Origin of the sequence: Variovorax sp. J31P207, assembly GCF_030316965.1 — a bacterium.
Taxonomy (GTDB): domain Bacteria; phylum Pseudomonadota; class Gammaproteobacteria; order Burkholderiales; family Burkholderiaceae_C; genus Variovorax; species Variovorax ginsengisoli_B.
Genome location: NZ_JASZYN010000007.1, coordinates 110,039 through 133,518 on the forward strand (window position 1 = coordinate 110,039; position 23,480 = coordinate 133,518).

Genomic DNA, 23,480 nt, shown 5'->3' on the forward strand with positions numbered 1-23,480 from the left:
TCCTACTTGAGTGCCTGCTTTTCCGAGGCGCGCTCGCCCGTCCGGCTGTCCGAGATGAAGTCGTACTGCCCGCCGCCTTCGCGCGCGCGGACGCTGTGCATCTGCGGCGCGGCCAGCCGGTCGGCACCGGTGCCCAGCGTGTTCGACTGCAGCGGCTGGCCGGAGAACGCCGATCCGCAGGGCCGGTCGGACAAGACCGTCTGGCCGCGTTCATCCTTGCAGCGATGAATCTCGGCCGCTGCCATCGTGCTTGCCGCACAGAGGCTCAAGACGGCGATCGTTCGAAACAGGGGCAGAACCGGAGAGGCCATGGGTCGCTTTCGAATGTTTCGGCAATCCTAGGCCGAGCCGGCGAAAGCTTGAAGCAAATTGTCACAAGTAGGCGAGACAAATCGTGACAAACATCTCACGCCCTTGTGCGCGTTGCGCAACGTCGCGACGCCGTTCCGGTAGACGCTGACATACAAGACGCGCAGTCTGTACTACAAAAGAATTCCTTCAAGTTCGGGCCGCTCACATGAACCCGTTTCATCGACATATCGTTCCCGAAACCGCCGTCTGGCCCGCCGTGCAGCGGCCGGTGGCGTACGTCCAGGTCGGCGACCTGGTGGAGATGTGGGTCCGCCGTGCCCCGACGGACTTCGCGACCTGCGAGTTCTGCCAGACGGTCAACCACCAGAGCGACGCGCGCTGCCGCACCTGCGGCTGTCCGCTGCCGGTCCGCGACGAGGCCGACCCGGCGCCCGAGCCGCGCGCGGTGCGTCAGAAGGCAGCGCCGGCACCGGCCGTGAAGTCGCTGACCAACGTCATGCGCCTGGCGCTGCTGCCGCCGCTGCTGCTGTTCGTCGGCTTTGCCGGCTGGTACCAATCGCGCTTGCCGGGCACGGCGCCGCAGGCCGCGGTCGCCGCGGCCGTCGCCGCCCCGGCACCTCCGCACGCCGCACCCAAGCCCAAACCCTCGCGGCTGGCGGCCGGCGACCTCGGCCTGAGCGAAGGCGAGGTGGCGATCGTGTCGGGCAGCCGCTCGCCGGCAGCGATGGCCAACGAAGAAGCCGAGCCCGCGCAGGCGGTGGCCGCAGAGAGCAACGCACCGACGCGAACCCGGAAGGTGGCGGCCCAGTCGGCGGCCGTCCGCGCCGAGCGAAACCCGCTGGCCGCCTGCAGCGGCAGCAACTTCTTCGCCCGCGCCATCTGCGTCAACAGCCGATGCGCGGACCCCAGGAGCGCGCATCTGGGCCAGTGCCGCGAAGCGATTCGCCAGCGCCAGATCGACGAGGCGCGCCGCAACCCCAGCCTGATGGGCTGAGTCGCCATCGAGAGCATCCGGATCGGCACGATCCATGCTCTGCCCTTAGACCCTCTACCACGAGGCGAAACACCCCTCAAGTAGACTAGCGCGCGTCGAAAACGACGGCCCGCGGCCACCTGCCTGCCGCGGGCATCCCGCACATCCGCCAAGCTCCAGAGGTCACACAATGGCTACCGCTCAATCCAAGATCATCTACACCCTCACCGACGAGGCGCCGCTGCTGGCCACGGCCTCGCTGCTGCCCGTCATCCAGACGTTCGCCGCGCCGGCAGGGATCGAGGTCGCGACCAGCGACATTTCGGTGGCAGCCCGCATCCTGGCGGAGTTCCCTGAATTCCTGACGCCCGAGCAGAAGGTGCCCGACAACCTGGGCGAGCTCGGTCGCCTGACCCAGTCGCCCGACACCAACATCATCAAGCTGCCCAACATCAGTGCCTCGGTGCCCCAATTGCTGGCAGCCATCAAGGAACTGCAGTCGCGCGGCTACAAGATCCCCGACTACCCCGAAGATCCCAAGACCGACGAACAGAAGGCGCTGCTGGCGCGCTATTCGAAGGCGCTCGGCAGCGCGGTCAACCCGGTGCTGCGCGAAGGCAATTCCGACCGCCGCGCCCCCGCGGCCGTCAAGCGCAACGCGCGCAAGAACCCGCACTCGATGAGCAAGTGGAGCCCGGCCTCGCGCACCCACGTCTCGCACATGCACGGCGGCGACTTCTACGCCGGCGAAAAGAGCCTGACGCTCGCCAAGGGGCGCGACGTCCAGATGGACCTGGTCACCAAGAGCGGCCAGACCATCGTGCTGAAGAAGAAGGTCGCGCTGCTCGAAGGCGAGATCATCGACAGCATGTTCATGAGCAAGAAGGCGCTGCTCAAGTTCTACGAGGACGAGATGGAAGACGCCCGCGAGACCGGCGTGATGTTCTCGCTGCACGTCAAGGCGACCATGATGAAGGTGTCGCACCCGATCGTCTTCGGCCACGCGGTCAAGGTCTTCTACAAGGACGCCTTCGCCAAGCACGGCAAGCTGTTCGATGAACTCGGCGTCAACGTCAACAACGGCCTGTCGAGCGTCTACGACAAGATCAAGGACCTGCCGACCTCGCAGCGCGACCAGATCGTCAAGGACCTGCACGCCTGCCACGAGCACCGCCCCGAGCTGGCGATGGTCGACTCGGCCAAGGGCATCACCAACCTGCACGCGCCGAACGACGTCATCGTCGACGCCTCGATGCCCGCGATGATCCGCCTGGGCGGCAAGATGTGGGGACCGGACGGCCGTCCGAAGGACACCAAGGCCGTGATGCCCGAGAGCACCTTCGCCCGCATCTACCAGGAGATGATCAACTTCTGCAAGACCAACGGCGCCTTCAACCCCGTGACCATGGGCACCGTGCCCAACGTCGGCCTGATGGCGCAGAAGGCCGAAGAGTACGGCTCGCACGACAAGACCTTCGAGGTGCCCGAAGACGGCGTGGCCCGCATCGTCGACATCGCCACCGGCGAGGTGCTGCTCGAGCAGAACGTCGAGACCGGCGACATCTGGCGCATGTGCCAGACCAAGGACGCGGCGATCCGCGACTGGGTCAAGCTGGCCGTCAACCGGGCCCGCCTGTCGGGCATGCCGGCCGTGTTCTGGCTCGACGAGTACCGCCCGCACGAGGCCGAGCTCATCAAGAAGGTCCACACCTACCTGAAGGACCACGACACCAAGGGCCTGGACATCCAGATCATGTCGCAGGTGCGCGCCATGCGCTACACGCTCGAGCGCGTGATCCGCGGCAAGGACACCATCTCGGTCACCGGCAACATCCTGCGCGACTACCTGACCGACCTGTTCCCGATCATGGAACTCGGCACCAGCGCCAAGATGCTGTCGATCGTGCCGCTGATGGCCGGCGGCGCGATGTTCGAGACCGGCGCCGGCGGCTCGGCACCGAAGCACGTCAAGCAGCTGGTCGAAGAAAACCACCTGCGCTGGGATTCGCTCGGCGAGTTCCTGGCGCTGGCCGTGTCGCTCGAGGACCTGGGCCAGAAGACCGGCAACAAGAAGGCCAAGGTGCTGGCCGAGACGCTCGACACCGCCACCGGAATGCTGCTCGACAACAACAAGGGCCCGTCGACCAGGACCGGCGAGCTCGACAACCGCGGCAGCCACTTCTACCTGGCGCTGTACTGGGCCCAGGCCCTGGCGGCGCAAACCGAAGACAAGGAACTGCAGGCGCATTTCGCGCCGCTGGCCAAGACCCTGGCCGCCAACGAGCAGAAGATCGTCGACGAACTCAAGGCGGTGCAAGGGCAGCCGGCCGACATCGGTGGCTACTACATGCCCGATCCGAAGAAGACCGCGGCCGTCATGCGGCCGAGCGCCACCCTCAACGCGGCGCTGGCCTCCGCGGCCGCCTGAGCGAGCACCCCGCCGACCGCTGGTTCAGGTCGGCACCACGATCCAGGCCCGCTTCGGCGGGCCTTTTTCTTGGCCGTCCGCCCTCATTTCGAGAAGGATGGCGGGCGGCTCGAGGCGGTCGGCATTTCGAGCCCGAGCGCCCGGCCCATGCGCTGCAGTTCCCCGGACAGCCGTCGCACCTCGGCCAGCGCGCCCTGGTCCCCGGCCTGGAGGCGATTGAATTCCCTGGCGAAGGCATCGGTGACCTCGGTCCATCGATGGAACGCGGGGTTGTCAGCAGGGAGTGGAGAGTCCATTGGGTTGCTCTGAGCCGGCAATTGCCTAATGGGCGGCAATAATGAACGATTTCGAAACTTAAGTACACATCTTTCTGCAAAATCCTCATGTCAACCTCCTTTCTGGTGATGCCGGCGCGACTGCCGCTGCATTACCGTGCGAAACGCTGTCACCACTGAGGACGCTTCCTTTCAGGACCCAGGGAGCTTGTCTGACGCCGGGTCGATTCACGCTGGATTAATGTGTACTAAAATGTTACGCATTCCATGTGTGAGCAACCACTAGCGTCAAGAGAAGTCTTGTCCGACTTCTCGGCAGAGAGCGCCCCCCTGTCGTTCCAGCAGGAAGGCTTGTGGTTCCTCGATCAGATGGCCGAGGGGGGCGCTCCCTACAACATCCATTCGGCAAGCCGGCATCGCGGGCCCCTGGATGCCGAAGTGCTCGAACGCAGTTTGCGCACGCTGATCGCCCGCCACGACAGCCTGCGCACCGAGTTCCACACCTCCGGGCAAGCGCCCCGGCAGAGGGTCCTGCCGGCGCCCGTGGCGCAGCAGCGCTTCAGGCTGGGGCAGGTCGAGCTCGGGCCGGCAGACACCGCCGGGACCACGCTCCTGGCGCGCATCGGCGCCAGCATCGCCCAGCCCTTCGACCTGTCGAGCGCCCCGCTGCTGCGCGCCGAGTTGCTGCGGATCGCACCCGACGATCATGTCCTGGTGCTGATCGTGCACCACATCGTGGCCGACGGATGGTCCATGAGCGTCATCCGCCGCGAACTCGGCCAGCTCTATGCCCAGGGCGGCGATGACGCCGGCCTGGCCGCGCCGCCGCTGCGCTTCTCCGACTGCGTGCAGTGGCAGCGCCATCGCTTCGAACGCGATGGACTGCAGGCCCAGCTCGCCTATTGGCGCGAGAACCTGCGCGAGCTGCAGACCCTGAACCTGCCGACCGACCACAACCGGCCGTTGCAGATGGCCTATGAGGGCCGGACCCTGTCGCTGGCCATCGATCCCGCGCTCGCCGCCGACCTCCGGGCCCTGGCGAGGCAGCAGGACGCCACCACTTTCACCACGCTGCTGGCGGCGTTCAACGTGCTGTTGATGCGTTACAGCGGGCAGAGCGACATCGCAGTCGGTGTCCCCGTGGCGGCGCGCCAAGAGGCCCAGCTGCGCGATCTGGTGGGCTACTTCGCCAACACGGTGGTCATGCGCAACCACCTCGAAGGCGGGAGCGGATTCACCGAATTGCTGAGACGCGTGCGCCGGACCGCGCGCGCGGCGCTGGTCCACCAGGACATGCCCTTCGATCGGCTGGTGGCCGAATTGAGCCCGGAACGCGATGCCAGCCGGAATCCGCTCTACCAGGTCGCGTTCGCGCTCGACAACTTTCCCCATCGCCTGCTCGAACTCGACGGACTCGCGAACGAGCAGGTCCGCGTCCATGCCCGCACCTCCAAGTTCGATCTTTCGCTGACGATGGTCGAGTCCGGCGCCGGACTCGAGGCCTTGTTCGAGTACCGCACCGACCTGTTCGAGGCGCAGACCATCGAGCGGCTGGCGTCGCACTTCGTCCATCTGCTGCGCGGCATCGTCGCCGATCCCGACGGCCCGCTGGACCGCCTGCCGCTGATGGATGCCGCCGAGCGGCATCGGATGCTGGTCGAATGGAACCACCGGCTCCCCGCCGTGGCGCGCGAGCTGCCGGTGCACGACCTCTTCCGAGCCCAGGCGCGAGCGACGCCCGAGGCCGTCGCGCTGCGTTCCGGCGCACGCAGCACCAGCTACCGCGAGCTCGACCTGCTGTCGGACCGGCTCGCCGGCGAACTGCGCGCGCTGGGCGTCGGGCCCGAGGTGGTCGTCGGCCTCTGCATGCAGCGCTGCATCGGCATGGCGGTGGCCCTGATGGCGATCTTCAAGGCCGGCGGCGTCTTTCTTCCGCTGGACCCCGCCCACCCGACCGAGCGGCTGCAGGCGATGCTGGACGACTCGACGCCCGCAGTGGTGCTGGCGCAGGCGGCCCTGGCGGATCGGCTGCGGCAGATCGACACCGCCGTGCCGGCCCGGACCCTGGTGGTTCCGGACGACGGCGGCGAAGTCCCGCGGCAGCCCCAGGCCGAACAGGCCGCCCCGTCGCGCCCGGACCAGCTGGCCTATCTGATCTACACCTCCGGCTCGACCGGCACCCCCAAGGCGGCGCAGCTGATGCACGGCGGCCTGAGCAACCACGTCCTGTGGATGATCGACGCCCTCGATCTGACGGCGGGCGACCGCGTGCTGCAGAAGACCTCGTCGAGCTTCGACGCCTCGCTCTGGGAGTTCTTCTCGCCGCTGTGCTGCGGCGCGACGCTCGTCATCGCCGAGCCCGGTGTCCAGCAGGACATGCGCCGGCTGGCCGAGGTGATCCGCGACGAGGACATCAGCGTTGCCCAGTTCGTGCCGTCCGAGCTGCGCGTGATGCTGGGCGAGATGGACCGCACCGCCTGCCCGGGCCTTCGCTACGTGCTGAGCGGCGGCGAAGCCATGGACCGCGCGCTGGCCGTGTCGTTACGCCAGGCCTTGCCGGGCGTCCGGCTCGGCAACTTCTACGGCCCCACCGAAGCCACTGTGGACAGCGCCTGGTACGAGGTCGGCGAGCCCTTGCCCGAGCGGGCGATCGTTCCGATCGGCCGTCCGATCGCCAACGCCCAGCTGTACGTGCTCGATGCGCAACTGCAGCCTCAGCCCGTCAACGTGGCCGGCGAGCTGTACGTCGGCGGCCTCGGCGTCGGGCGCGGCTACCACCGCCGCCCCGAACTCAGCGCCGAACGCTTCGTGCCCAACCCCTTCCGGCCAGGCGAGACGATGTACCGGACCGGCGACTCGGCGCGCTGGCTGAACGATGGCGTGGTGGAGTTCATCGAGCGCCAGGACGACCAGGTCAAGCTGCGCGGCTTCCGGATCGAACTCGGGGAGATCGAGTCCGCGCTGTCGGCTTGCGAGCAGGTGCAAGTGAGCGCGGTGGTCCTGCGCGAAGTGGCCGCCGGCCGCAAGGAGCTGGTCGCCTACGTGGTGCCCCGAGCGCCCGCCGATCCGCACTCCCTGCGCGCGGCGCTGAAGTCCAGGCTGCCCGACTACATGATCCCGAGCGCGTTCGTGATGCTGCCGGAGCTGCCGCGCCTGGCCAACGGAAAGCTCGACCGGGGCCGCCTTCCCAGCCCCGAGACCGATGCGTCGACGCTCGACCGGCTCGCGCCGCGATCGCCGATCGAATCCGCCTTGCTGGACATCTGGAGCGATGTGCTGGGCAAGTCGGGCTTCGGCATGCGCGCGAACTTCTTCGACCTGGGCGGGCATTCGCTGCTCGCCACCCAGATCGTGTCGCGGATCCGTTCGACCCTGGGGGTGGAGTTCCCGCTGCGGCAAATCTTCGATCACCCGACGATCGAGCAGATGGCCCAGGCCGTGGGCCAGCTGGCCTCCGGTCCGGCCGCCGACGCCGCCGCGCCGCTGGCGCCGATCGAGCTCGTCTCGCGTTCGGGGCCCCTGCCGCTGTCGTTCTCGCAGCGCGGCATGTGGGTGCTGAACCAGCTGGACCCCGAGGGCGCCGCCTACAACATGCGCGACACGATGCGCCTGCGCGGACCGCTGGACCGCGCCGCGCTGCGCCGGGCCTTCGACCGCCTGGTCGCCAGGCACGAGGCGTTTCGCACGACCTTCGAATTCGTGGACACCGAACCCGCGGCCTTCATCGGCAAGGTGCAGCCGGCCAACGTCATCGAGCTCGACCTGTCGGACGTCCCGGAGAGCGATCGCGATCGCGCGATGCAAGGCCATGCCGGGCGCATCGCCAACGCGCCTTTCGACCTGGCGAGCGGGCCCCTGCATCGCTTCGTCCTGATGCGGCTCGGCGCCGACGACCACGTCCTGGTCCTCGTGATGCACCACATCATCGGCGACGACTGGTCATGGAACATCCTGCTGCGGGAACTCCAGGACCTGTACGCCGCCGAGCTGCGCGGCGACGCCGGCAGCGAGGGTCCGCGCGCCTTCGATTTCGTCGACTACGCCAGCTGGCAGCGAGCCCACATCGGCGACCGCATGCTCGCCAGCCAGACGCAGTACTGGCTGGGCCAGCTGGCCGGCATGAGCCCCCTGCACCTGAGCTCCGACACTGCCGCGGTGCAGCGCCACAGCAGCCGCGGCGAGCGTGTCCGGCTGGCCTTGCCCGATGACTGGCTGGCCGGCATCCAGCGCTTCAGCCGCAGCGTGGGCCTCACCCCGTTCATGACGCTGCTGGCGGCATTCCAGGCCATGCTGTCGCGCTATTGCGGGCAGGAGGACATCGTGGTCGGGACGCCGATCGCGGGGCGCATGCGCATCGAGTCCGAGGAAGTGGTCGGTTCGCTGGTCAACACGCTGGCGCTGCGCAGCCAGGTGCGCGCGACGCAGAGCTTCCACGAACTCGCGCAGCAGGTGCGCGAGACCTGCCTGTCGGCGTTCACGCACCAGGACATCCCGTTCGACTACCTGATGGACAGCCTGCACAAGCAGCGGGCCGGAACCCGGGCGCCCGAGATCCGCGTGCTGTTCAACGTGCTGAACACCCCGCGCAAGCGCTCGGAGTTCGAGGGGCTCGAGGCGAGCGTCTTGCGCACGGACCTGCACGCGACGCTGTTCGATCTCGAATTGACGATCGACACCGAGCGCGAGCACGCGATCTCCCTGACCTACTCGACCGAGCTGTTCACACCCGAGACCGCCCAGGCGATCCTGGACAACTACATGCATCTGCTCGGGCGCTTCATCGCGCAGCCGGAACGGCCCTTGCACGACCATGCGGCCGCCAGCCCCGAAGACCTGGCCCGGCTCGCGGCCTGGAACCGGACCGAGCGCGCCTGTCCGCGCGAGCTCACCCTGCACCGCCTGCTCGAAGCCCGCTGCGAGGCGCCCGGCACCGCCATCGCGCAGATGCCCGGCGGCACCCTGGACTACCCGGAACTCTGGTCGCGGGCACGCCGCCTGGCCCGCGTGCTGCGCGCGCGCGGCGTGCAACGGGGCAGCCTGGTGGGCCTTTGCGTGCAGCGCACGCCGGCGATGGTGGTGGCACAGCTCGCGATCCTGAGCGCCGGCGGCGCCTATGTGCCGCTGGACCCGGCCTATCCGCTGCAGCGGCTGCACGACATGGCGCTCGACGCCGCGCTGACGCTGCTGGTGACCGAGCAATCTCTCGCCGCGCCGTGGCGGGACCTGGCCGTGCCGATGCTGCTGCTCGACCAGGCCCAGCCAGAACTGCTGGCGCAGCCCGCCACCGCCCTGCCGGCCGATGCGGCGCGCGACGCACGGCCGCAGGACCCGGCCTATGTCATCTACACCTCGGGCTCCACCGGCAAGCCCAAGGGCGTGGTGGTGCCGCACCGCGCCGTGGTGAACTTCCTGCTGTCGATGCAGCGCGAACCCGGTCTGGCACAGGACGATGTGGTCGTCGCCGTGACCACGCTGAGCTTCGACATCGCGGTGCTCGAACTGCTGCTGCCGCTGCTCGCCGGCGCGACCCTGGTGCTCGCGACCCGCGAGCAGGCCGTCGACGGCGAGGCGCTTCGCGCGCTGCTCGCCCGGTCGCGGGCCACGCTGATGCAGGCCACGCCCGCGACCTGGCGGCTGCTGATCGATGCCGGATGGCACGGCTCGCCGTCCTTCAAGGCGCTGGTCGGCGGCGAGAGCCTCAGTCCGCAGCTGGCCGGGCAGCTCTCGGCGCGGACCAGCGAACTCTGGAACCTGTACGGCCCGACCGAGACCACGGTCTGGTCCACCTGCTGGAGGGTGCCGCCGGACGCGCAGACCATCGCCATCGGCCGCCCGATCGCGAACACCGCCATCCATGTGCTCGACGCACGGGGCAAGCGCTGCCCGGCCGGCGTGTCGGGGGAGATCTTCATCGGCGGCGAAGGCGTCGCGACCGGCTACCTGCACCGGCCGGAACTGACCGCCGAACGCTTCGTCCCCGACCCCTTCGGCACCGACCCGCAGGCGCGCATGTACCGCACCGGCGACCGCGGGCGCTGGCGCCACGACGGCCTGCTCGAGCACCAGGGACGGCTCGACTTCCAGCTCAAGGTGCGCGGCCATCGCATCGAGCCGGGCGAGATCGAAGCCCGGCTGCAGGCGCATGCCGATGTCGCGCAGTGCCTGGTCATGGCGCGCGAAGACCGCCCCGGCGATGCGCGCCTGGTGGCCTATGTCGTCCTGCGCGGCGGCGACCTCGACGCTGCGGCCCTCAGGGATCATCTGCGTATCAAGCTGCCCGACTACATGCTGCCGCAGCACTACGTCGCGCTCGACGCCATGCCGCTGCTGCCCAACGGCAAGGTCGACCGGCTCGCGCTGCCGGCGCCACGGGCCGAACAGCGGCCCCAGGCGAGCGCCGCCGATGCGCCTTCGACGCCGGCGGAGCGCTCCCTGGCCGCGATCTGGTGCGAGTTGCTGGGGGTGGACGGCGACGCCGTCATGCGCACCGACAACTTCTTCGACCTCGGCGGCGACTCGCTCCAGGTCAGCCGGGCCGTCATCGCCTTCCACCGCCGCAGCGGTGTCCGGCTGGAAGCCCGGCGAATGATCTTCGAGTCGCTGGCGCAACTCGCCCGCGGCATCGCATTGCCCGAGGGCGAACCGGCGCCGGTCGAGGAGTCGGCGAATCAGCCGAAGGGCTGGCTCAAGCGGCTGTTCAAGCGCGCCTGACAGCTCAGGCCGGCGCCGGGCCGCCCCAAGGCGGCCTGCGGCCCCCTCGGGGGGCAGCGACCCACACGAAGTGGGGGAGCGTGGGGGCTAGCTCAGACCGCGCCGATGCCTGCGACCAGGTGATCGACCGGCTGGCCGCCCCGGAGTGCGGCCGTGAAAGCCAGCATGCGGTCGATCGGCACCCGCGCCCGGCGCCCCAATGCCGGGTCGACATGCACCTCGCCCGCCCCGGTCTCCAGCACGTGGGCCAAGCCGGCGAGGCCGTTCATCGCCATCCATGGACAGTGGGCGCAGCTCTTGCACGTGGCCGAGTTGCCGGCCGTGGGCGCCTCGATGAAAGTCTTGCCCGGGTTCAGGGTGCGCAGCTTGTGCAGCATGCCGCTGTCGGTGGCGACGATGAACTCGCTGGCCTCCATGCGCTGCGCCGCGCTCAGGATGGCCGAGGTCGAACCCACCGCATCCGCCAGCGCGATCACATCGGCCGGGGCCTCGGGATGCACCAGCACGCGGGCCCCGGGGTGCGCCTGCTTGAGCAGCTCGAGTTCGAGCGCCTTGAATTCGTCGTGCACGATGCAGGCGCCGCCCCAGCTCACCATGTCGGCGCCGGTCTCGCGGCGGATGTAGTCGCCCAGGTGCCGGTCGGGCGCCCACAGGATCTTCTGCCCCTGCGCCGTCAGCGCGCGCACCACGTCGAGCGCGCAGCTCGAGGTCACGAGCCAGTCGGCGCGCGCCTTCACGGCGGCGCTGGTGTTGGCATAGACCACGACCGTGCGGTCGGGATGCAGCGCGCAGAAGCGGGCGAAGTCTTCTTCCGGGCATCCGAGGTCGAGCGAACAGGTCGCGTCCAGGTCGGGCATCAGGATCCGCTTCTCGGGCGACAGGATCTTGGCAGTCTCGCCCATGAAGCGCACGCCCGAGACCACCAGCGTCCGCGCCGCATGGTCGCGGCCGAAGCGCGCCATCTCGAGCGAATCGCTCACCAGGCCGCCGGTCTCCTCGGCCAGGTCCTGCAGGTCGGGGTGGACGTAGTAGTGCGACACCATCACCGCATCGCGCTCGCGCAGCAGGCGGCGGATGCGTGCCTTCAAGGCCTCGCGCTCGGCCGGCCCGGGCTCGGGCGGCACGCGGGCCCAGGCATGGCGCGTGTCGCATGCCGTGCTGCCGTCGCCAGCGGCCAGCGGCTGCTCGTAGTCGACGTCGATCATCGCGAAGCTCATGCCGAGGCCTCCTGGAATCGCATCGAGAAATCGACCGCCTTGACGTCCTTGGTCAAGGCACCGATGGAGATCCGGTCGACCCCGGTCTCGGCCAGGGCGCGCAAGCCCTCGAGCGTCACGCCGCCCGAAATCTCGAGCACGGCACGGGCATCGCCGGCGGCATCGTTGCGGCGCACCGCCTCGCGCAGCGTCGGCAGGTCCATGTTGTCCAGCAGCAGCATGCGGGCGCCGTTTGCCAGCGCCTCGTCGAGTTGCGCCAGCGTCTCGACCTCGATCTGCACGAACTTCGCACGGCCCGCGACGCGCGCCGCGGCACCCAGCGCCGCGCTCACGCCGCCGGCCGCGACGATGTGGTTCTCCTTGATCAGCACCGCGTCGTAGAGGCCGATGCGATGGTTGACGCCGCCGCCGGCGCGCACCGCGTACTTCTGCGCCAGCCGAAGGCCGGGCAGCGTCTTGCGGGTGTCGACGATGCGGGCCCGCGTGCCGCGCACGGCATCGACATGCAGCGCGGTCTTGGTTGCGACCGCGCTCAGCAGCTGCAGGAAGTTGAGCGCGGTGCGCTCGGCCGTGAGCAGCGCCCTGGCAGCACCCGCGAGTTCGAGCACGACCTGGTCCGGCGCGCAGCGGGCGCCCTCTTCGACATGCCAGGTGATCCGCGCATCGGGGGCCAGATGCCGCACCACCGCCTCGACCCAGGGGATGCCGCACAGCACGGCGGACTCGCGGGCGACGACGCGCGCCACCGCGCGGCGATCGGCATCGATCAGCGAGGCCGTGAGATCGCCGCCTCCCACGTCTTCATCGAGGGCCCGCAGTGCATCGGCGCGCACCACGGCGGCCCACTCGGCGGAAGAAAAATCGAGGGTACTGTCCATCTTCATCATCGGAAACGCGAGGCCGCGCACAAGCAGCGAATGGGCGCGATCGTAGCAGCGATGCCGACACCGGTCGGCCCGCGCAAATGCACGCAGGCGTAGCGCAAGAGTCGGTTATGGTTCGCCCCGTTCGACATCCGAAGCAAGAGTGACGACCTGTGATTTTTCATGAATTCGACGTGCTGATCGTCGGCAGCGGCCTGGCCGGACTCAGCACCGCACTGCATCTCGCAGCCACCCATCGCGTGGCCGTCATCACCAAGCGCGCGGTGGACGATGGCGCCAGCCAGTGGGCCCAGGGCGGCATCGCGGCGGTGCTCGCCGAGGGCGACAGCGTGCAGTCGCATGTCGACGACACGCTGGTGGCGGGCGCGGGCCTCTGCGACCTGGCCGCCACGCGCTTCGTGGTCGAGCATGCACCCGAGGCCATCGCCTGGCTGCGCGGGCTCGGCGTGCCCTTCTCGCTCGAGGACGGCGCGCTGCACCTCACGCGCGAAGGCGGCCACAGCCAGCGCCGCATCGTGCATGCGGCCGACGCCACCGGCGCCGCGGTGCAGCGCACCCTGATCGAGCAGGTGAGGCGCACGCCCAACATCACGCTGTTCGAGCAGCACACGCTGGTCGACCTGATCACGGGCCGCAAGCTCGGGCTCGCCGACACCGGCTGCCTGGGCCTGCACGTGCTCGACGAGGCCACCGACGAGGTGCTCACCTTTCGCGCACCCCACACCGTGCTGGCCACGGGCGGTGCCGGCAAGGTCTACCTCTACACGAGCAATCCGGACACCGCCACCGGCGACGGCATCGCGGCGGCCTGGCGCGCGGGCTGCCGGGTCGCGAACATGGAGTTCATCCAGTTCCACCCGACCTGCCTGTACCACCCCGATGCCAAGTCCTTCCTGATCAGCGAAGCGGTGCGCGGCGAGGGCGGCCGGCTGCTGCTGCCGGACGGCACCCGCTTCATGCCCGCGCACGACGAACGCGCCGAACTCGCGCCGCGCGACATCGTGGCTCGCGCCATCGACTTCGAGATGAAGAAGCACGGGCTCGACTGCGTGCACCTCGACATCTCCCACCAGAGCCCGGCCTTCCTGCAGGAGCACTTCCCGAACATCCTGGCGCGCTGCGCCGCGCTCGGCATCGACATCACGCGCTCGCCGATCCCGGTGGTGCCGGCCGCGCACTACACCTGCGGCGGGGTGCTCACCGACCTGGCCGGCCGCACCGACGTGCCCGGCCTCTACGCGATCGGCGAGACCGCCTGCACCGGCCTGCACGGCGCCAACCGGCTGGCCAGCAACTCGCTGGTCGAGTGCATGGTGTTCGCCCGCGCCGCCGCCGCGGCCATCGTCGAATCACCCCGGCAGCCCCAGGCCGCGCTGCCGGCCTGGGACGACAGCCGCGTCACCGATGCCGACGAGACGGTGGTCATCTCGCACAACTGGGACGAGCTGCGCCGCTTCATGTGGGACTACGTCGGCATCGTGCGCACCAACAAGCGGCTCGAACGCGCGGCGCACCGCATCGCGCTGCTGCAAGGCGAGGTGCAGGAGTTCTACGGCAACTTCCACGTCACGCGCGACCTGCTCGAGCTGCGCAACCTGGTGCAGGTGGCGGACCTGATCGTGCGCTCGGCGCAGGCCCGGCGCGAAAGCCGCGGCCTGCACTTCAGCCGCGACTACCCGGCGCTCGCCGCGCCCGCGGCGCCGACCATCCTCGTGCCGCCCGCGCTCTGACGCGGACGCCCTTCGTCTTTTCGTCCACAGAGAAAGAGCTTTCGCATCATGTTCCGCACCCTGCTCAAGTCCAAGATCCACCGTGTCGCGGTCACCGACTGCGAACTGCACTACGAAGGCTCCTGCGCCATCGACGAAGACCTGCTCGACGCCGCCGGCCTGGCCGAGAACGAGCAGGTCCACATCTGGAACATCAACAACGGAGAACGCTTCGTGACCTATGCGATTCGCGGCCAGCGCGGCAGCGGCATCATCTCGGTCAACGGCTCGGCCGCGCGCCGGGCCTCGGTCGGCGACCTGATCATCATCGCCGCCTTCGGCCTGGTGCCCGAAGACCAGGTGGCCGGCCATCGGCCGAAGCTGGTGTTCGTCGACGGCGCCAACCGCATCAAGGAAGAGCGCGCCCACATCCCCGTGCAGGCCGCCTCCGGCGAGGCCGTCGCGGCCTGAGCGAGCCGCAATGGCAACCCCTGCCGCCGCCGACGCGGCCATCCCCTACGGCACCCTGCCCCCGGCCTCGCCGCCGGCCACGCGCAAGCCCCTCAGCCTGCCGCGGCTGGCCGACATGCATGCGCGCGGCGAGAAGATCGTCATGCTGACCGCCTACGACGCCACCTTCGCCGCCGTGGCCGATGCCGCGGGTGTCGAATGCCTTCTGGTCGGCGACTCGCTGGGCATGGTCTGCCAGGGCCTCAACAGCACCGTGGGCGTGTCGCTGGACACCATGCGCTACCACACCGAAAGCGTCGAACGCGGATTGCGCCGGGTCCAGGGCACGGCCTGGCTGATCGCCGACCTGCCCTTCGGCAGCTACCACGCCTCGCGCGAACAGGCGCTGCACAGCGCTGCCGTGCTGATGCAGGCCGGCGCCCACATGGTCAAGCTCGAAGGCGGCGGCTGGACCACCGACACCGTGCGCTTCCTGGTCGAGCGCGGCATTCCGGTCTGCGCCCACCTGGGCCTCACGCCGCAGACGGTGCATGCGCTCGGCGGCTACCGCGTGCAGGGCCGTGGCGGCGAGGCCGCGGCCCTGCTCAAGCAGCAGGCGCATGCGCTGCAGGATGCGGGCGCCGCGATGCTGGTGCTCGAGATGGTGCCCGCCGCGCTGGCCGCCGAACTCACGGCCGAACTGAAGCACTGCGCCACCATCGGCATCGGCGCCGGCCGCGGCACCGCGGGCCAGGTGCTGGTGATGCACGACATGCTGGGCGTCGGACTGGGCAAGCTGCCGAAGTTCGTCCGCAACTTCATGGCCGATGCGCCAGGCATCGCGCAGGCCATGCAGGCCTATGTCCGGGCCGTCAAGGACGGCAGCTTTCCCGACGACTCACTCCACGCCTGGTAGGCGCCCCGACCATGCACGTCATCCGCACCCTCCCCGAACTGCGCGACCACCTGGGCCGCTTCGAGCGCCCCGCCTTCGTTCCCACCATGGGCAACCTGCACGACGGCCACCTGGAGCTCGTGCGGCAGGCCAGGCCGCGGGGTGACGTCACGGTCGCCAGCATCTTCGTGAACCGCCTTCAGTTCCTTCCACACGAGGATTTCGACACCTATCCGCGCACCTGGGACAGCGACTGCGAGAAGCTGCAGGCGGCCGGCTGCGACCTGCTGTTCGCGCCCGACGAGCGTGCCCTCTACCCCGAACCCCAGACCTGCAAGGTGCATCCCGATGGCGCCCTGGCCGACATCCTCGAAGGCCACTTCCGCCCGGGCTTCTTCGTCGGCGTCTGCACGGTCGTCATGAAACTCTTCGCCTGCGTGCAGCCGCGCGTGGCCGTGTTCGGCAAGAAGGACTACCAGCAGCTGCTGGTCATCCGCCACATGGTGCGGCAGTTCGCCTTGCCGATCGAGGTCGTGGGCAGCGAGACCCGGCGCGCCGATGACGGGCTCGCGCTGTCTTCGCGCAACGGCTACCTCGACCAGGCCGCGCGCGCCGAAGCCGTGCAGCTGTCGCTCGCGCTGAAGGCCATGGCCGCGGCGGTGCAGGCGGGCGAGCGCGACTTCGCCGCGATCGAGGCGCGCGCGATGCAATCGCTCAGCGCGCGGGGCTGGCAGCCCGACTACATGGTGCTGCGCCGGCGCACCGACCTGCAGGCACCGGCCGCGGGCGAGCCACTGGTGGCGCTGGCAGCGGCGCGACTGGGAAGCACCCGTCTGATCGACAACCTGGAGATCCCGCAAGCGGCTTGACGAGAAAGGTCTGCCGACCAAAGGGAAGATTCGCGACAAGTTCAGGCATGGCGTCCGAGCGACGCGGGGTAGATTGGACGCGCTCCAACCTCTACCCCCGATCGACCGTGACAGTCCAAGGCGAAGTCGCCATTCCGTTCGCGCATCCCGTCTACATCCGCAGCATCGTCGACTGCCTGAACAGCCGCGGCGTTCGGCCGTCGGACGTGCTCGCCAGCGCCGGCCTGGCCTGGCAGGATCTCAGCGACGGCCAGCGGATGGTCGACTTCTCGGTCTTCCGCCGCTTCGTCATGCACGCCATCCAGGCCAGCGGCGAACCCGCGCTGGGGCTGATGGCGGGGTCGATGCTCCAGCCGTACCACAGCCCGGTCGGCATCGCCGCCGTGACCAGCGACACCCTGGGCCAGGGCCTGCAGATCATGAGCCGGCATGCCAGGCTCATGTTTCGCAGCATGGATGTCAAGATCGAGAACGGGCCGCGCTGGAGCACGCTCAGGGTCAAGCCGATGCGCCCCCTGTGCGAGACCCATGTCTTCGTCATGCAATCGATCCTGGGCGCCTACTGCCGCCTGCTCGAAGCCATCCTGGGACGGCCGGCCGACGAGCTCGCGGCAGGCTTGCCCTACCCTCGCCCGGCCGGCAACGACATCCCCTGCCTGCGCTATGTCCGGCGGGTCGAGTTCGACCAGGAGCACCTCAGCTTCCAGTTGCCGATCGAGCTGCTTCGGGTGCGCTCGACCGCCGCCGACGCCGACGCCTTCCACGAGGCGGCGCAGGCATGCCGCAAGATGGAGTCGGAGCTGGGGCACGGGGACTTCGTGGCGCGCGTTCGCCGCACGCTGCTCGAACGCCTGACGGCCAACCCCGAGGTCGGCGAGCTCGCCACCGACCTGGGCATCTCGGGCCGGACGCTGGCGCGCCGGCTGGCCGAAGCGGGGCTCAACTATTCCGACATCAAGGACGACTTGCGCAAGACGCACGCCGCCTGGTACCTGCAGCACACCGAGCTGTCGATGGAGGCCATTGCATCGCAGCTCGGCTACAACGACCCCACCAACTTCAGCCGCAAGTTCAAGTGCTGGTACCGCGTGCCGCCGAGCAAGATGCGGCAGACCTTGCGCGGCGGGCTGCACTAGGCCGCACTAGGCGTCGAAGCGCGCGCGCCGGGCTGGCACGCCCGTCGGCCTCTGGTTGACTGGCCCGACGTAGCCGATCGTCTCGTGGATGCGCGAGAGGATGTCGACGCAACGCTCTTTCAGCTCCCGGCCGCGCGGGGTCAACGAGACCTTGCGGGTCGTGCGCTGGAGCAGAGGCGCGTCGAGCATGGTTTCGAGGCGGGTGACGCTTCGGCTCACGCTCGACTTGTGGATCTGCAAGGCATCGGCTGCCGACGAAAAGCTGGCAAGCGAGGCGACATAGGCGAAGACGCGGAGATCGTTGAGGTCGATCATGGCGCCCGCAGCGTGGCTCGATGAAACATCGTTCTGCATTGGAGACTCCCCCTGGCCTGGAATGAAAAAAGGCTGCCCGGCCATGACCGGACAGCCTTGCGGAGCTAGCTGCTTGATCCGGGCTTGCGCCTCGAATCAGAAGGAATGGCGAATGCCGAGGTCGTAGCCGGTCGAGGTCTTCGGGGTCATCGTGGCACCTGCCGCGGTGGTCACGAACGCCGGGCCGCCCAGCGTCAGGTCGGAGCCTTCCTTGTTGTTCACGCGCGCCACCGTCGCGTACAGGGCCGTGCGCTTCGACAGGTTGTGGACATAGCCCAGGGCGAACTTGTCGGCCTTCGGGTCGGGACGGAAGCCCAGCACCTGGTCGATGTACGTGCCGGTGTTCTTGTAGTTCACCGCCGAGTAAGACATGCGGATCAGGCCAGGGCCGACCGGCACGGTCGCACCGAGCAGCCAACCGTCGGCGCTGGGCTGACGGAAGCCGAACGGGTCGGCGGCGGTCGGCACGAAGACCGTCGACGCGTCGCGCTTCAGCTTGGCGTTGGAGTATTCGCCGAACAGCTTGACGACACCGAAGTCGTAAGAAGCGCCGAGGTTCCAGGTGTCGAGGCTGTCGGTGGTGCCGGCGTAGAAGTTCGAGCCGACCGTGCTTTCGCCGTAGGCGAGCGCGACGTCCAGGGGACCGTTGGCATAGCCAACGCGTCCACCGATGTAGCGGCCGGCGCGCTCGTTGCCAGAAACACGCAGCAGCGCGGGGTCGTTCACGACCGCCGCCGAGCCGGGAGGGGTCAGGCCGCCCGGATCGTAGCTGGTCTTCTCGTTCATGGCGTACATGAACTGGCCGTAGAAGCCGCCCAGGTTCGGCGGCAGGAAGTAGCCGATCGAGTTGCTGGCGCGGGAGTAGGTCGTGTTGGCGGTGAAGCCGCCTTGCGAGATCACGCTGCCCGGGTTGTTGTAGCCGTTGGCGGTCGAGATCAGGTTGGCGCCCACGCCATTGAGGCCGAACGGATCGAACACGTTGTCGTTCCAGAACGTCGGGGTGTAGTCGCGGCCGAGGCGGATTTCACCGAAGTTGCCGGACAGGCTGACGGTCGAACGGCGCTGCCAGTTCTGGCCGCCGCCGACAGCAGTGCCGGTACCGTCGTCGTTGTTCAGGGCGCCTTCGAGCCAGAAGCTGGCAGCCAGGCCACCACCGAGGTCTTCGGTGCCGCGGAAGCCCAGGCGGCTGGAGTTGTAGCCCGAGTTGCGCAGCACGGTCTGGCTGGTCGTGGCGGTGCCGCGGTTCACGAAGGTCTGGTTCGCCAGGCTCTCGAGGGTGGGGGCGTTCCGGTCTTCCGACTTGTTCGAGAAGCCGCTGATGGTCGCGTCGACCACGCCGAACAGGGTGACCGATGACTGGGCCGAAGCAATACCGGCGACAGCCAGGGCAGCCAGGGCAACTAGAGATTTTTTCATTGCAAGTTTCTCCAAGGTTAAACATAGGGCTCCGGTGCGAAGGGCTGTGAGTGACTGGCACTTCTTGCTCCCACCAGACCCCGGGCCAACCTCCTTTTGGGAAGTTGTCGCTATTGCATCAGAGGCCTTTATTCAGGGCAGCGTCATTCATGCAAAGTCAACCAGCGACTATGCAAAGTCGACCTCAACTAATTGGAGTTGCGTTGTTGTATTGCGACATGGCATTGAGCCAGTCATCGCGCGTCGAATGACAGCTTCATTCGCTGTCGACTGCGATTCATTGCATTGGCATTGATTGCCAATCACACCTGCGCATTGCGCGTCAGGTATTTACTTCCTATTAAAAAGCAAGAAATATCTGAATATACAGTCCCAATTTCTTCAGGCAATGATCGGGACGCCAAGACTGATGAGTGGCGCGGCCGATGGCGACATCGCCGGCAATTCGGGCGACGCCAGCGCTTCAGGCACGGCCGCCGGCATCGGCACCGGTGCCGCGAACTTGTAGGCACGCGCGATCTTGATCTCGCGCTTGAAGGCCGCCACCTCCTCCCCGGCGCACTTCAGGCTGATGCTGCCGCTCGGGTTGCCCAGCTTCAACGCGCTGATGCGGCCATCGTTCAGTTCGATCTGCACCGATTCGAAGCTCATCTTCAGCGACAGCGCGAGCTTGACGTCGCACCAGTCGACGCCGGTCACGTTGAGCACCAGCCTCGGCTCCATCTTGGCTTCGATCTCGTGCTTGAGCAGCGCCACCGTCTGCGCCTTCGGCGGCGGGCCGCGGCTGGCGTCGATCGCCTTGCGAACCTCGCGCACCTGCGCCCAGGCCTTGGCCATCAGTGCGAAGGGGTCGGGAGAAAACGCCTTCTCGATTTCCTTCTCGAGGTCTGCCGTCGCCCAGTCGGCGACTGTCTTTCCGAGGATGGAGGCGCCCTTGGCATCGACGTTGCCCACGCTCAGGGCCGCCAGGCGGCGCACCTCCTTCACGCCTTCGCCGGTGTCGACCACCGCGAGCAACTGGTGCAGGGCCTGATCGCTTTTCAGTTCGACAACGCTCATTTCGATTCTCCTGCCAGTGGTTGCAGGCCTCGCAGGCACACGAGCGGCTCGCCGCCCGCCACGCGCCAGCCCATGCCCGACTCGCGATCGCGCGCGCCGCCATCGGCCCCGCCCAGGTGCAGGCTGAGCGCCGGCGCAATGTCAGGCGCGAGCCGCCAATACAGCGTCGGTGCTGGCGGCGGCGGCGGCACCGCGATCGGCCGCCACCGGAACCACCGGCGGCCGCCCCAGCCCAACCCGCCGATGCCCGACACCAGCATCGTCAGCAGCGCCGGCGTGGACCACCATGGCGGCTCCGCCAGCACTTCGATGAGCGTGCCCTGGTCGACCGGCTTGTCGAAACTCGGCTGCGACGTGACCACCGGTTGCCCCAGCGTCACCGGCAGCAGGCTGTCGACCTTGCATCGGAACGCGATGCCCTCGTCGCGCGCCTTCTGCACGGCGCTGTCGCAGGTCTGGCCGACGACGGCCGGCACCACGACCAGCCGCATGGTCGCCAGCGCCACGTCGCTGCTCTCGCGCACGAAGGTGCCCGCTGCCGGCGTCTGCGAGCGCACTTCGCGCTCCGGGTCGCGATCCTTGTCGCGATCCTCCGGGTCGGGCTTGGGGAGCAGGCCTGCCTGCCGCAGCGTCGCCATGGCCGCGGGCAGCCTCTTCAGCAGCACGTCCGGCACCACGACCTCGACATGGGTGGACAGCGCGACGGCAGTGTCGGCCGCGGCGCGCTCGCCCGCCGGCGGCTGCTGGTGGTCGATCTTGCGCGCGTCGGGGCGGTCGGCATGGTCCGGCTTGTCAGTGAGCCCCGCGCCCTGGAGCCGGACCTTCGCATCCGACAGCCACAGCCCGACCACTGCCGGCACCTTCACGAAGCGCAGCGTCGCCAGCTCGACCGCGCTGTGCGGCGGCGCCTCGCTGCCCGCCGCAGGACGCTGCGTGCGCACGTCGCGATCGCCATCGCTGCCGTCGGGGCGGCCCTGCAGCATGGCGCCGTCGAGCGCGGCCAGCGCTTTCCCGAGTCCGAGGCCGACGACGTTCGGGACCTGCACCGCCTTGGCGACCGCCACCTGCACCGGTTGCGGCGAAGCGAGCACGGCGCCGGCCCTCGGCAGCTGCTCGAAGACCTTGTGCAAGGGCTGCGAGGCGCCCGCGAATCGCGGCTCGCAACCGAAGGCATCGAAGCCATGGGCACGCGCGCTGGCACGCGCCGCATCGCAGTCGAGGCCGTCGAGCATCGGCACGGTCAAGGCCAGCGTCAGGCTCACGCTGCTGCCCGGCAGGGCCGCAGCGCCGGCCTGCGGCGACTGGTTCGCCACCTGCCGGCCGGTGCTCGCGGCCGGCCCGGACATCGACGCCCTCAGGTTGCGCTGGGCCACTGCAGCCGCGGCCTGGGCCTCGGGCATGCCGACGACGTTCGGCACCAGCACCTGCACCGGTTGCTGCCGCGCCTGCACCGGCCGCTGCTCGTTCAAGATGGTGCCGGGCCCCGGCGACTGGCTGTAGATGCGGCCGGAAGGCAGCGTGCCGGGGCCCGCGACCACCTCGCACTGGAACTGCATCAGCCCCGCGTTCATGACCGCCTGGCGCGCGCCGATGCAGTCCTGGCCGGCCAGGTCCGGCACCCGGTACCGAGGCACCTGCACCGGCGGGTCGGGCGTGCGCGGAGCGGGTCGATCAGGCGCCGGCTGCCGAGGCGGGCTGGCGGGATCCGGCGTCCTTGCGTGCCCGGCGGCAGCAGCGGCGGCAGCTGCGGCAGCGGCCTCCGCCAGGGCCCTGGTGAACCGGTCCCGCTCCGAAGGACGCTGCGGCGGCGCCTGGGCCGCAGGCGGGGCTGCGTCAGACGTCCCCGGTGCCGGTTTCGGTGCCGGTGCCGGTGCCGGTGTCGGTACCCGTGCCCGGGTCGCGCCCTGCGCCGGGACTTGCGTCATCGCTTCGGTCGGCGCTTGCGCCGGCACCCGCTTCTGCAGCAGCTTCGAGCGATCGATCGGCTGCACCGGTGCGTCCTGCGCCCACGATGCGCCCATGCCCAACGCGAGCCACACCAGGGCCTGGGCCAGGGCGTTGGCGGGCGATCGGCCTGACGGGCGTTCGCGCATGGAGCACCTCCTCGACCGCACGCACGGTGTGCATGCAGGAGGATGGTCCCAGCCAGCGCAGTGGCTGTCCATTGGCCATTCGGCGCACCGGGCTCCGCCGGACGGCCATCATCACAACTGAGGGTGTGACCGGGCTACTGCGCCTTCTCCGCATCGCGGCGCACGATCTCCTCGACCATGGCCCGGAACTGATCGGCGAGCACGTTGCGCACCACCATCTTGCCGATCACCGGCGGGACCGCGAAGTCGGGCACCAGCCGGCCCGAATAGCTCAGCCGCACCGTGCCGGTGGGCATGATCGCCACCGTGTAGCGGCCTTCCATCTCCCTGAGATTGCCGCCGACCGCATGCGCCACGACCGACCGCGGCGGCACTTCGACCACCGCCAGCCGCGCCTGCACCGGCTGGCTGAACCACAGGAAGCCGAACTCCCCCGTCTGCTCGACGATGACGTGGTCGGCGCCGCGCCACACCACGCGCGAGCTGCGCATGTAGGGAATGAACTCGGCGAGATGGTCGTAGTCGGTGATCACGCCCCACACCGTGCGCGGGTCCACCCGCATCTCGGCCGACGCCGTCACGGTGATCGACTCGCCCTGGCCGTTGGTCTCGATCGCGACCTGCTGCGCACCGGCCGCGGCGTGCATGCACAGCGCCCCGGCGAGCAGCAGGACCCTGGCGGCGGCATGCGGCTTCAAG

The 23,480-nt window shown here is 69.0% G+C and carries 17 protein-coding genes; 8 read left to right on the forward strand and 9 right to left on the reverse strand.

The genetic code is table 11. From position 1 onward, the window contains the following. Positions 1–2 precede the first annotated feature (2 nt). The gene (locus tag QTI68_RS23675; RefSeq protein ID WP_286525034.1) at positions 3–311 is read right to left on the reverse strand and encodes a DUF4124 domain-containing protein; all 309 of its coding nucleotides are present in this window, start codon (positions 309–311) and stop codon (positions 3–5) included. Between the two features lie 206 nt (positions 312–517). Between QTI68_RS23675 and QTI68_RS23680 the strand changes: the two genes are divergently transcribed. Beyond that, positions 518–1,306 carry a hypothetical protein gene (locus tag QTI68_RS23680; RefSeq protein WP_286525036.1) on the forward strand — a complete coding sequence of 263 codons (789 nt, stop codon included), beginning with the start codon at positions 518–520 and terminating at the stop codon, positions 1,304–1,306. 169 nt (positions 1,307–1,475) lie between these two features. Beyond that, positions 1,476–3,713 (forward strand): NADP-dependent isocitrate dehydrogenase, encoded by a 2,238-nt coding sequence (locus tag QTI68_RS23685; RefSeq protein ID WP_286525038.1) that lies wholly within the window; start codon positions 1,476–1,478, stop codon positions 3,711–3,713. 83 nt (positions 3,714–3,796) lie between these two features. On the opposite strand, the gene QTI68_RS23690 is transcribed toward QTI68_RS23685, so the two are convergent. After that, positions 3,797–4,009, reverse strand: coding sequence for a hypothetical protein (locus QTI68_RS23690; protein WP_286525039.1), 213 nt, complete (start codon positions 4,007–4,009; stop codon positions 3,797–3,799). Positions 4,010–4,288: 279 nt separating this feature from the next. Between QTI68_RS23690 and QTI68_RS23695 the strand changes: the two genes are divergently transcribed. Then, the gene (locus QTI68_RS23695; RefSeq protein WP_286525040.1) at positions 4,289–10,699 is read left to right on the forward strand and encodes a non-ribosomal peptide synthetase; all 6,411 of its coding nucleotides are present in this window, start codon (positions 4,289–4,291) and stop codon (positions 10,697–10,699) included. Between the two features lie 92 nt (positions 10,700–10,791). Here QTI68_RS23695 and nadA read toward each other — a convergent pair whose 3' ends face one another. Next, positions 10,792–11,916 carry a quinolinate synthase NadA gene (nadA, locus tag QTI68_RS23700; RefSeq protein WP_286525041.1) on the reverse strand — a complete coding sequence of 375 codons (1,125 nt, stop codon included), beginning with the start codon at positions 11,914–11,916 and terminating at the stop codon, positions 10,792–10,794. After that, the gene (nadC, locus tag QTI68_RS23705; protein ID WP_286525042.1) at positions 11,913–12,794 is read right to left on the reverse strand and encodes a carboxylating nicotinate-nucleotide diphosphorylase; all 882 of its coding nucleotides are present in this window, start codon (positions 12,792–12,794) and stop codon (positions 11,913–11,915) included. The genes nadA and nadC overlap by 4 nt, the downstream gene beginning before the upstream one ends. Positions 12,795–12,952: 158 nt before the next feature. Here nadC and nadB point away from each other — a divergent pair, with 158 nt between their 5' ends. The 5 genes from nadB (at position 12,953) to QTI68_RS23730 (ending at position 17,859) form a co-directional block, all read left to right on the forward strand. Then, positions 12,953–14,530: an L-aspartate oxidase gene (nadB, locus tag QTI68_RS23710; RefSeq protein ID WP_286525043.1), complete on the forward strand. Its 1,578-nt coding sequence runs from the start codon at positions 12,953–12,955 to the stop codon at positions 14,528–14,530. Positions 14,531–14,578: 48 nt separating this feature from the next. After that, entirely contained in the window at positions 14,579–14,980 is a 402-nt protein-coding gene (gene panD / locus QTI68_RS23715; RefSeq protein WP_286525044.1) for an aspartate 1-decarboxylase, read from the forward strand. 10 nt (positions 14,981–14,990) lie between these two features. Then, positions 14,991–15,875, forward strand: a complete 885-nt coding sequence (gene panB, locus QTI68_RS23720) for a 3-methyl-2-oxobutanoate hydroxymethyltransferase (RefSeq protein ID WP_286525045.1) — start codon at positions 14,991–14,993, stop codon at positions 15,873–15,875. A gap of 11 nt (positions 15,876–15,886) precedes the next feature. Beyond that, on the forward strand, positions 15,887–16,723 hold the full coding sequence (gene panC / locus QTI68_RS23725; protein WP_286525047.1) for a pantoate--beta-alanine ligase: 837 nt from the start codon (positions 15,887–15,889) through the stop codon (positions 16,721–16,723). 107 nt (positions 16,724–16,830) lie between these two features. Further along, positions 16,831–17,859: an AraC family transcriptional regulator gene (locus QTI68_RS23730; protein WP_286525049.1), complete on the forward strand. Its 1,029-nt coding sequence runs from the start codon at positions 16,831–16,833 to the stop codon at positions 17,857–17,859. Between the two features lie 6 nt (positions 17,860–17,865). Here QTI68_RS23730 and QTI68_RS23735 read toward each other — a convergent pair whose 3' ends face one another. The 5 genes from QTI68_RS23735 to QTI68_RS23755 form a co-directional block, all read right to left on the reverse strand. Further along, a complete protein-coding gene (locus QTI68_RS23735; protein WP_286525051.1) occupies positions 17,866–18,174 on the reverse strand; it encodes a LysR family transcriptional regulator in 309 nt (102 codons plus the stop codon). Between the two features lie 135 nt (positions 18,175–18,309). After that, positions 18,310–19,629: a porin gene (locus QTI68_RS23740; RefSeq protein WP_286525052.1), complete on the reverse strand. Its 1,320-nt coding sequence runs from the start codon at positions 19,627–19,629 to the stop codon at positions 18,310–18,312. 381 nt (positions 19,630–20,010) lie between these two features. Continuing rightward, positions 20,011–20,688 (reverse strand): hypothetical protein, encoded by a 678-nt coding sequence (locus tag QTI68_RS23745; protein ID WP_286525053.1) that lies wholly within the window; start codon positions 20,686–20,688, stop codon positions 20,011–20,013. Then, complete coding sequence (locus tag QTI68_RS23750; RefSeq protein WP_286525055.1) at positions 20,685–22,781, reverse strand: PASTA domain-containing protein; 2,097 nt, start codon at positions 22,779–22,781, stop codon at positions 20,685–20,687. The genes QTI68_RS23745 and QTI68_RS23750 overlap by 4 nt, the downstream gene beginning before the upstream one ends. Positions 22,782–22,915: 134 nt before the next feature. Continuing rightward, entirely contained in the window at positions 22,916–23,479 is a 564-nt protein-coding gene (locus tag QTI68_RS23755) for an SRPBCC family protein (RefSeq protein ID WP_286525056.1), read from the reverse strand. Position 23,480: the final 1 nt, after the last annotated feature.

What these genes read in the sequence shown, in the direction of transcription:
- QTI68_RS23685 (WP_286525038.1), top strand. Translation starts at nt 1,476, where the DNA reads ATGGCTACCGCTCAATCCAAGATCATCTACACCCTCACCGACGAGGCG.
- panD (WP_286525044.1), top strand. Translation starts at nt 14,579, where the DNA reads ATGTTCCGCACCCTGCTCAAGTCCAAGATCCACCGTGTCGCGGTCACC.
- nadC (WP_286525042.1), bottom strand. Translation starts at nt 12,794, where the DNA reads ATGGACAGTACCCTCGATTTTTCTTCCGCCGAGTGGGCCGCCGTGGTG.
- panB (WP_286525045.1), top strand. Translation starts at nt 14,991, where the DNA reads ATGGCAACCCCTGCCGCCGCCGACGCGGCCATCCCCTACGGCACCCTG.
- panC (WP_286525047.1), top strand. Translation starts at nt 15,887, where the DNA reads ATGCACGTCATCCGCACCCTCCCCGAACTGCGCGACCACCTGGGCCGC.
- QTI68_RS23745 (WP_286525053.1), bottom strand. Translation starts at nt 20,688, where the DNA reads ATGAGCGTTGTCGAACTGAAAAGCGATCAGGCCCTGCACCAGTTGCTC.
- QTI68_RS23680 (WP_286525036.1), top strand. Translation starts at nt 518, where the DNA reads ATGAACCCGTTTCATCGACATATCGTTCCCGAAACCGCCGTCTGGCCC.
- QTI68_RS23740 (WP_286525052.1), bottom strand. Translation starts at nt 19,629, where the DNA reads ATGAAAAAATCTCTAGTTGCCCTGGCTGCCCTGGCTGTCGCCGGTATT.
- QTI68_RS23675 (WP_286525034.1), bottom strand. Translation starts at nt 311, where the DNA reads ATGGCCTCTCCGGTTCTGCCCCTGTTTCGAACGATCGCCGTCTTGAGC.
- QTI68_RS23750 (WP_286525055.1), bottom strand. Translation starts at nt 22,781, where the DNA reads ATGCGCGAACGCCCGTCAGGCCGATCGCCCGCCAACGCCCTGGCCCAG.
- QTI68_RS23735 (WP_286525051.1), bottom strand. Translation starts at nt 18,174, where the DNA reads ATGATCGACCTCAACGATCTCCGCGTCTTCGCCTATGTCGCCTCGCTT.
- QTI68_RS23690 (WP_286525039.1), bottom strand. Translation starts at nt 4,009, where the DNA reads ATGGACTCTCCACTCCCTGCTGACAACCCCGCGTTCCATCGATGGACC.
- nadA (WP_286525041.1), bottom strand. Translation starts at nt 11,916, where the DNA reads ATGAGCTTCGCGATGATCGACGTCGACTACGAGCAGCCGCTGGCCGCT.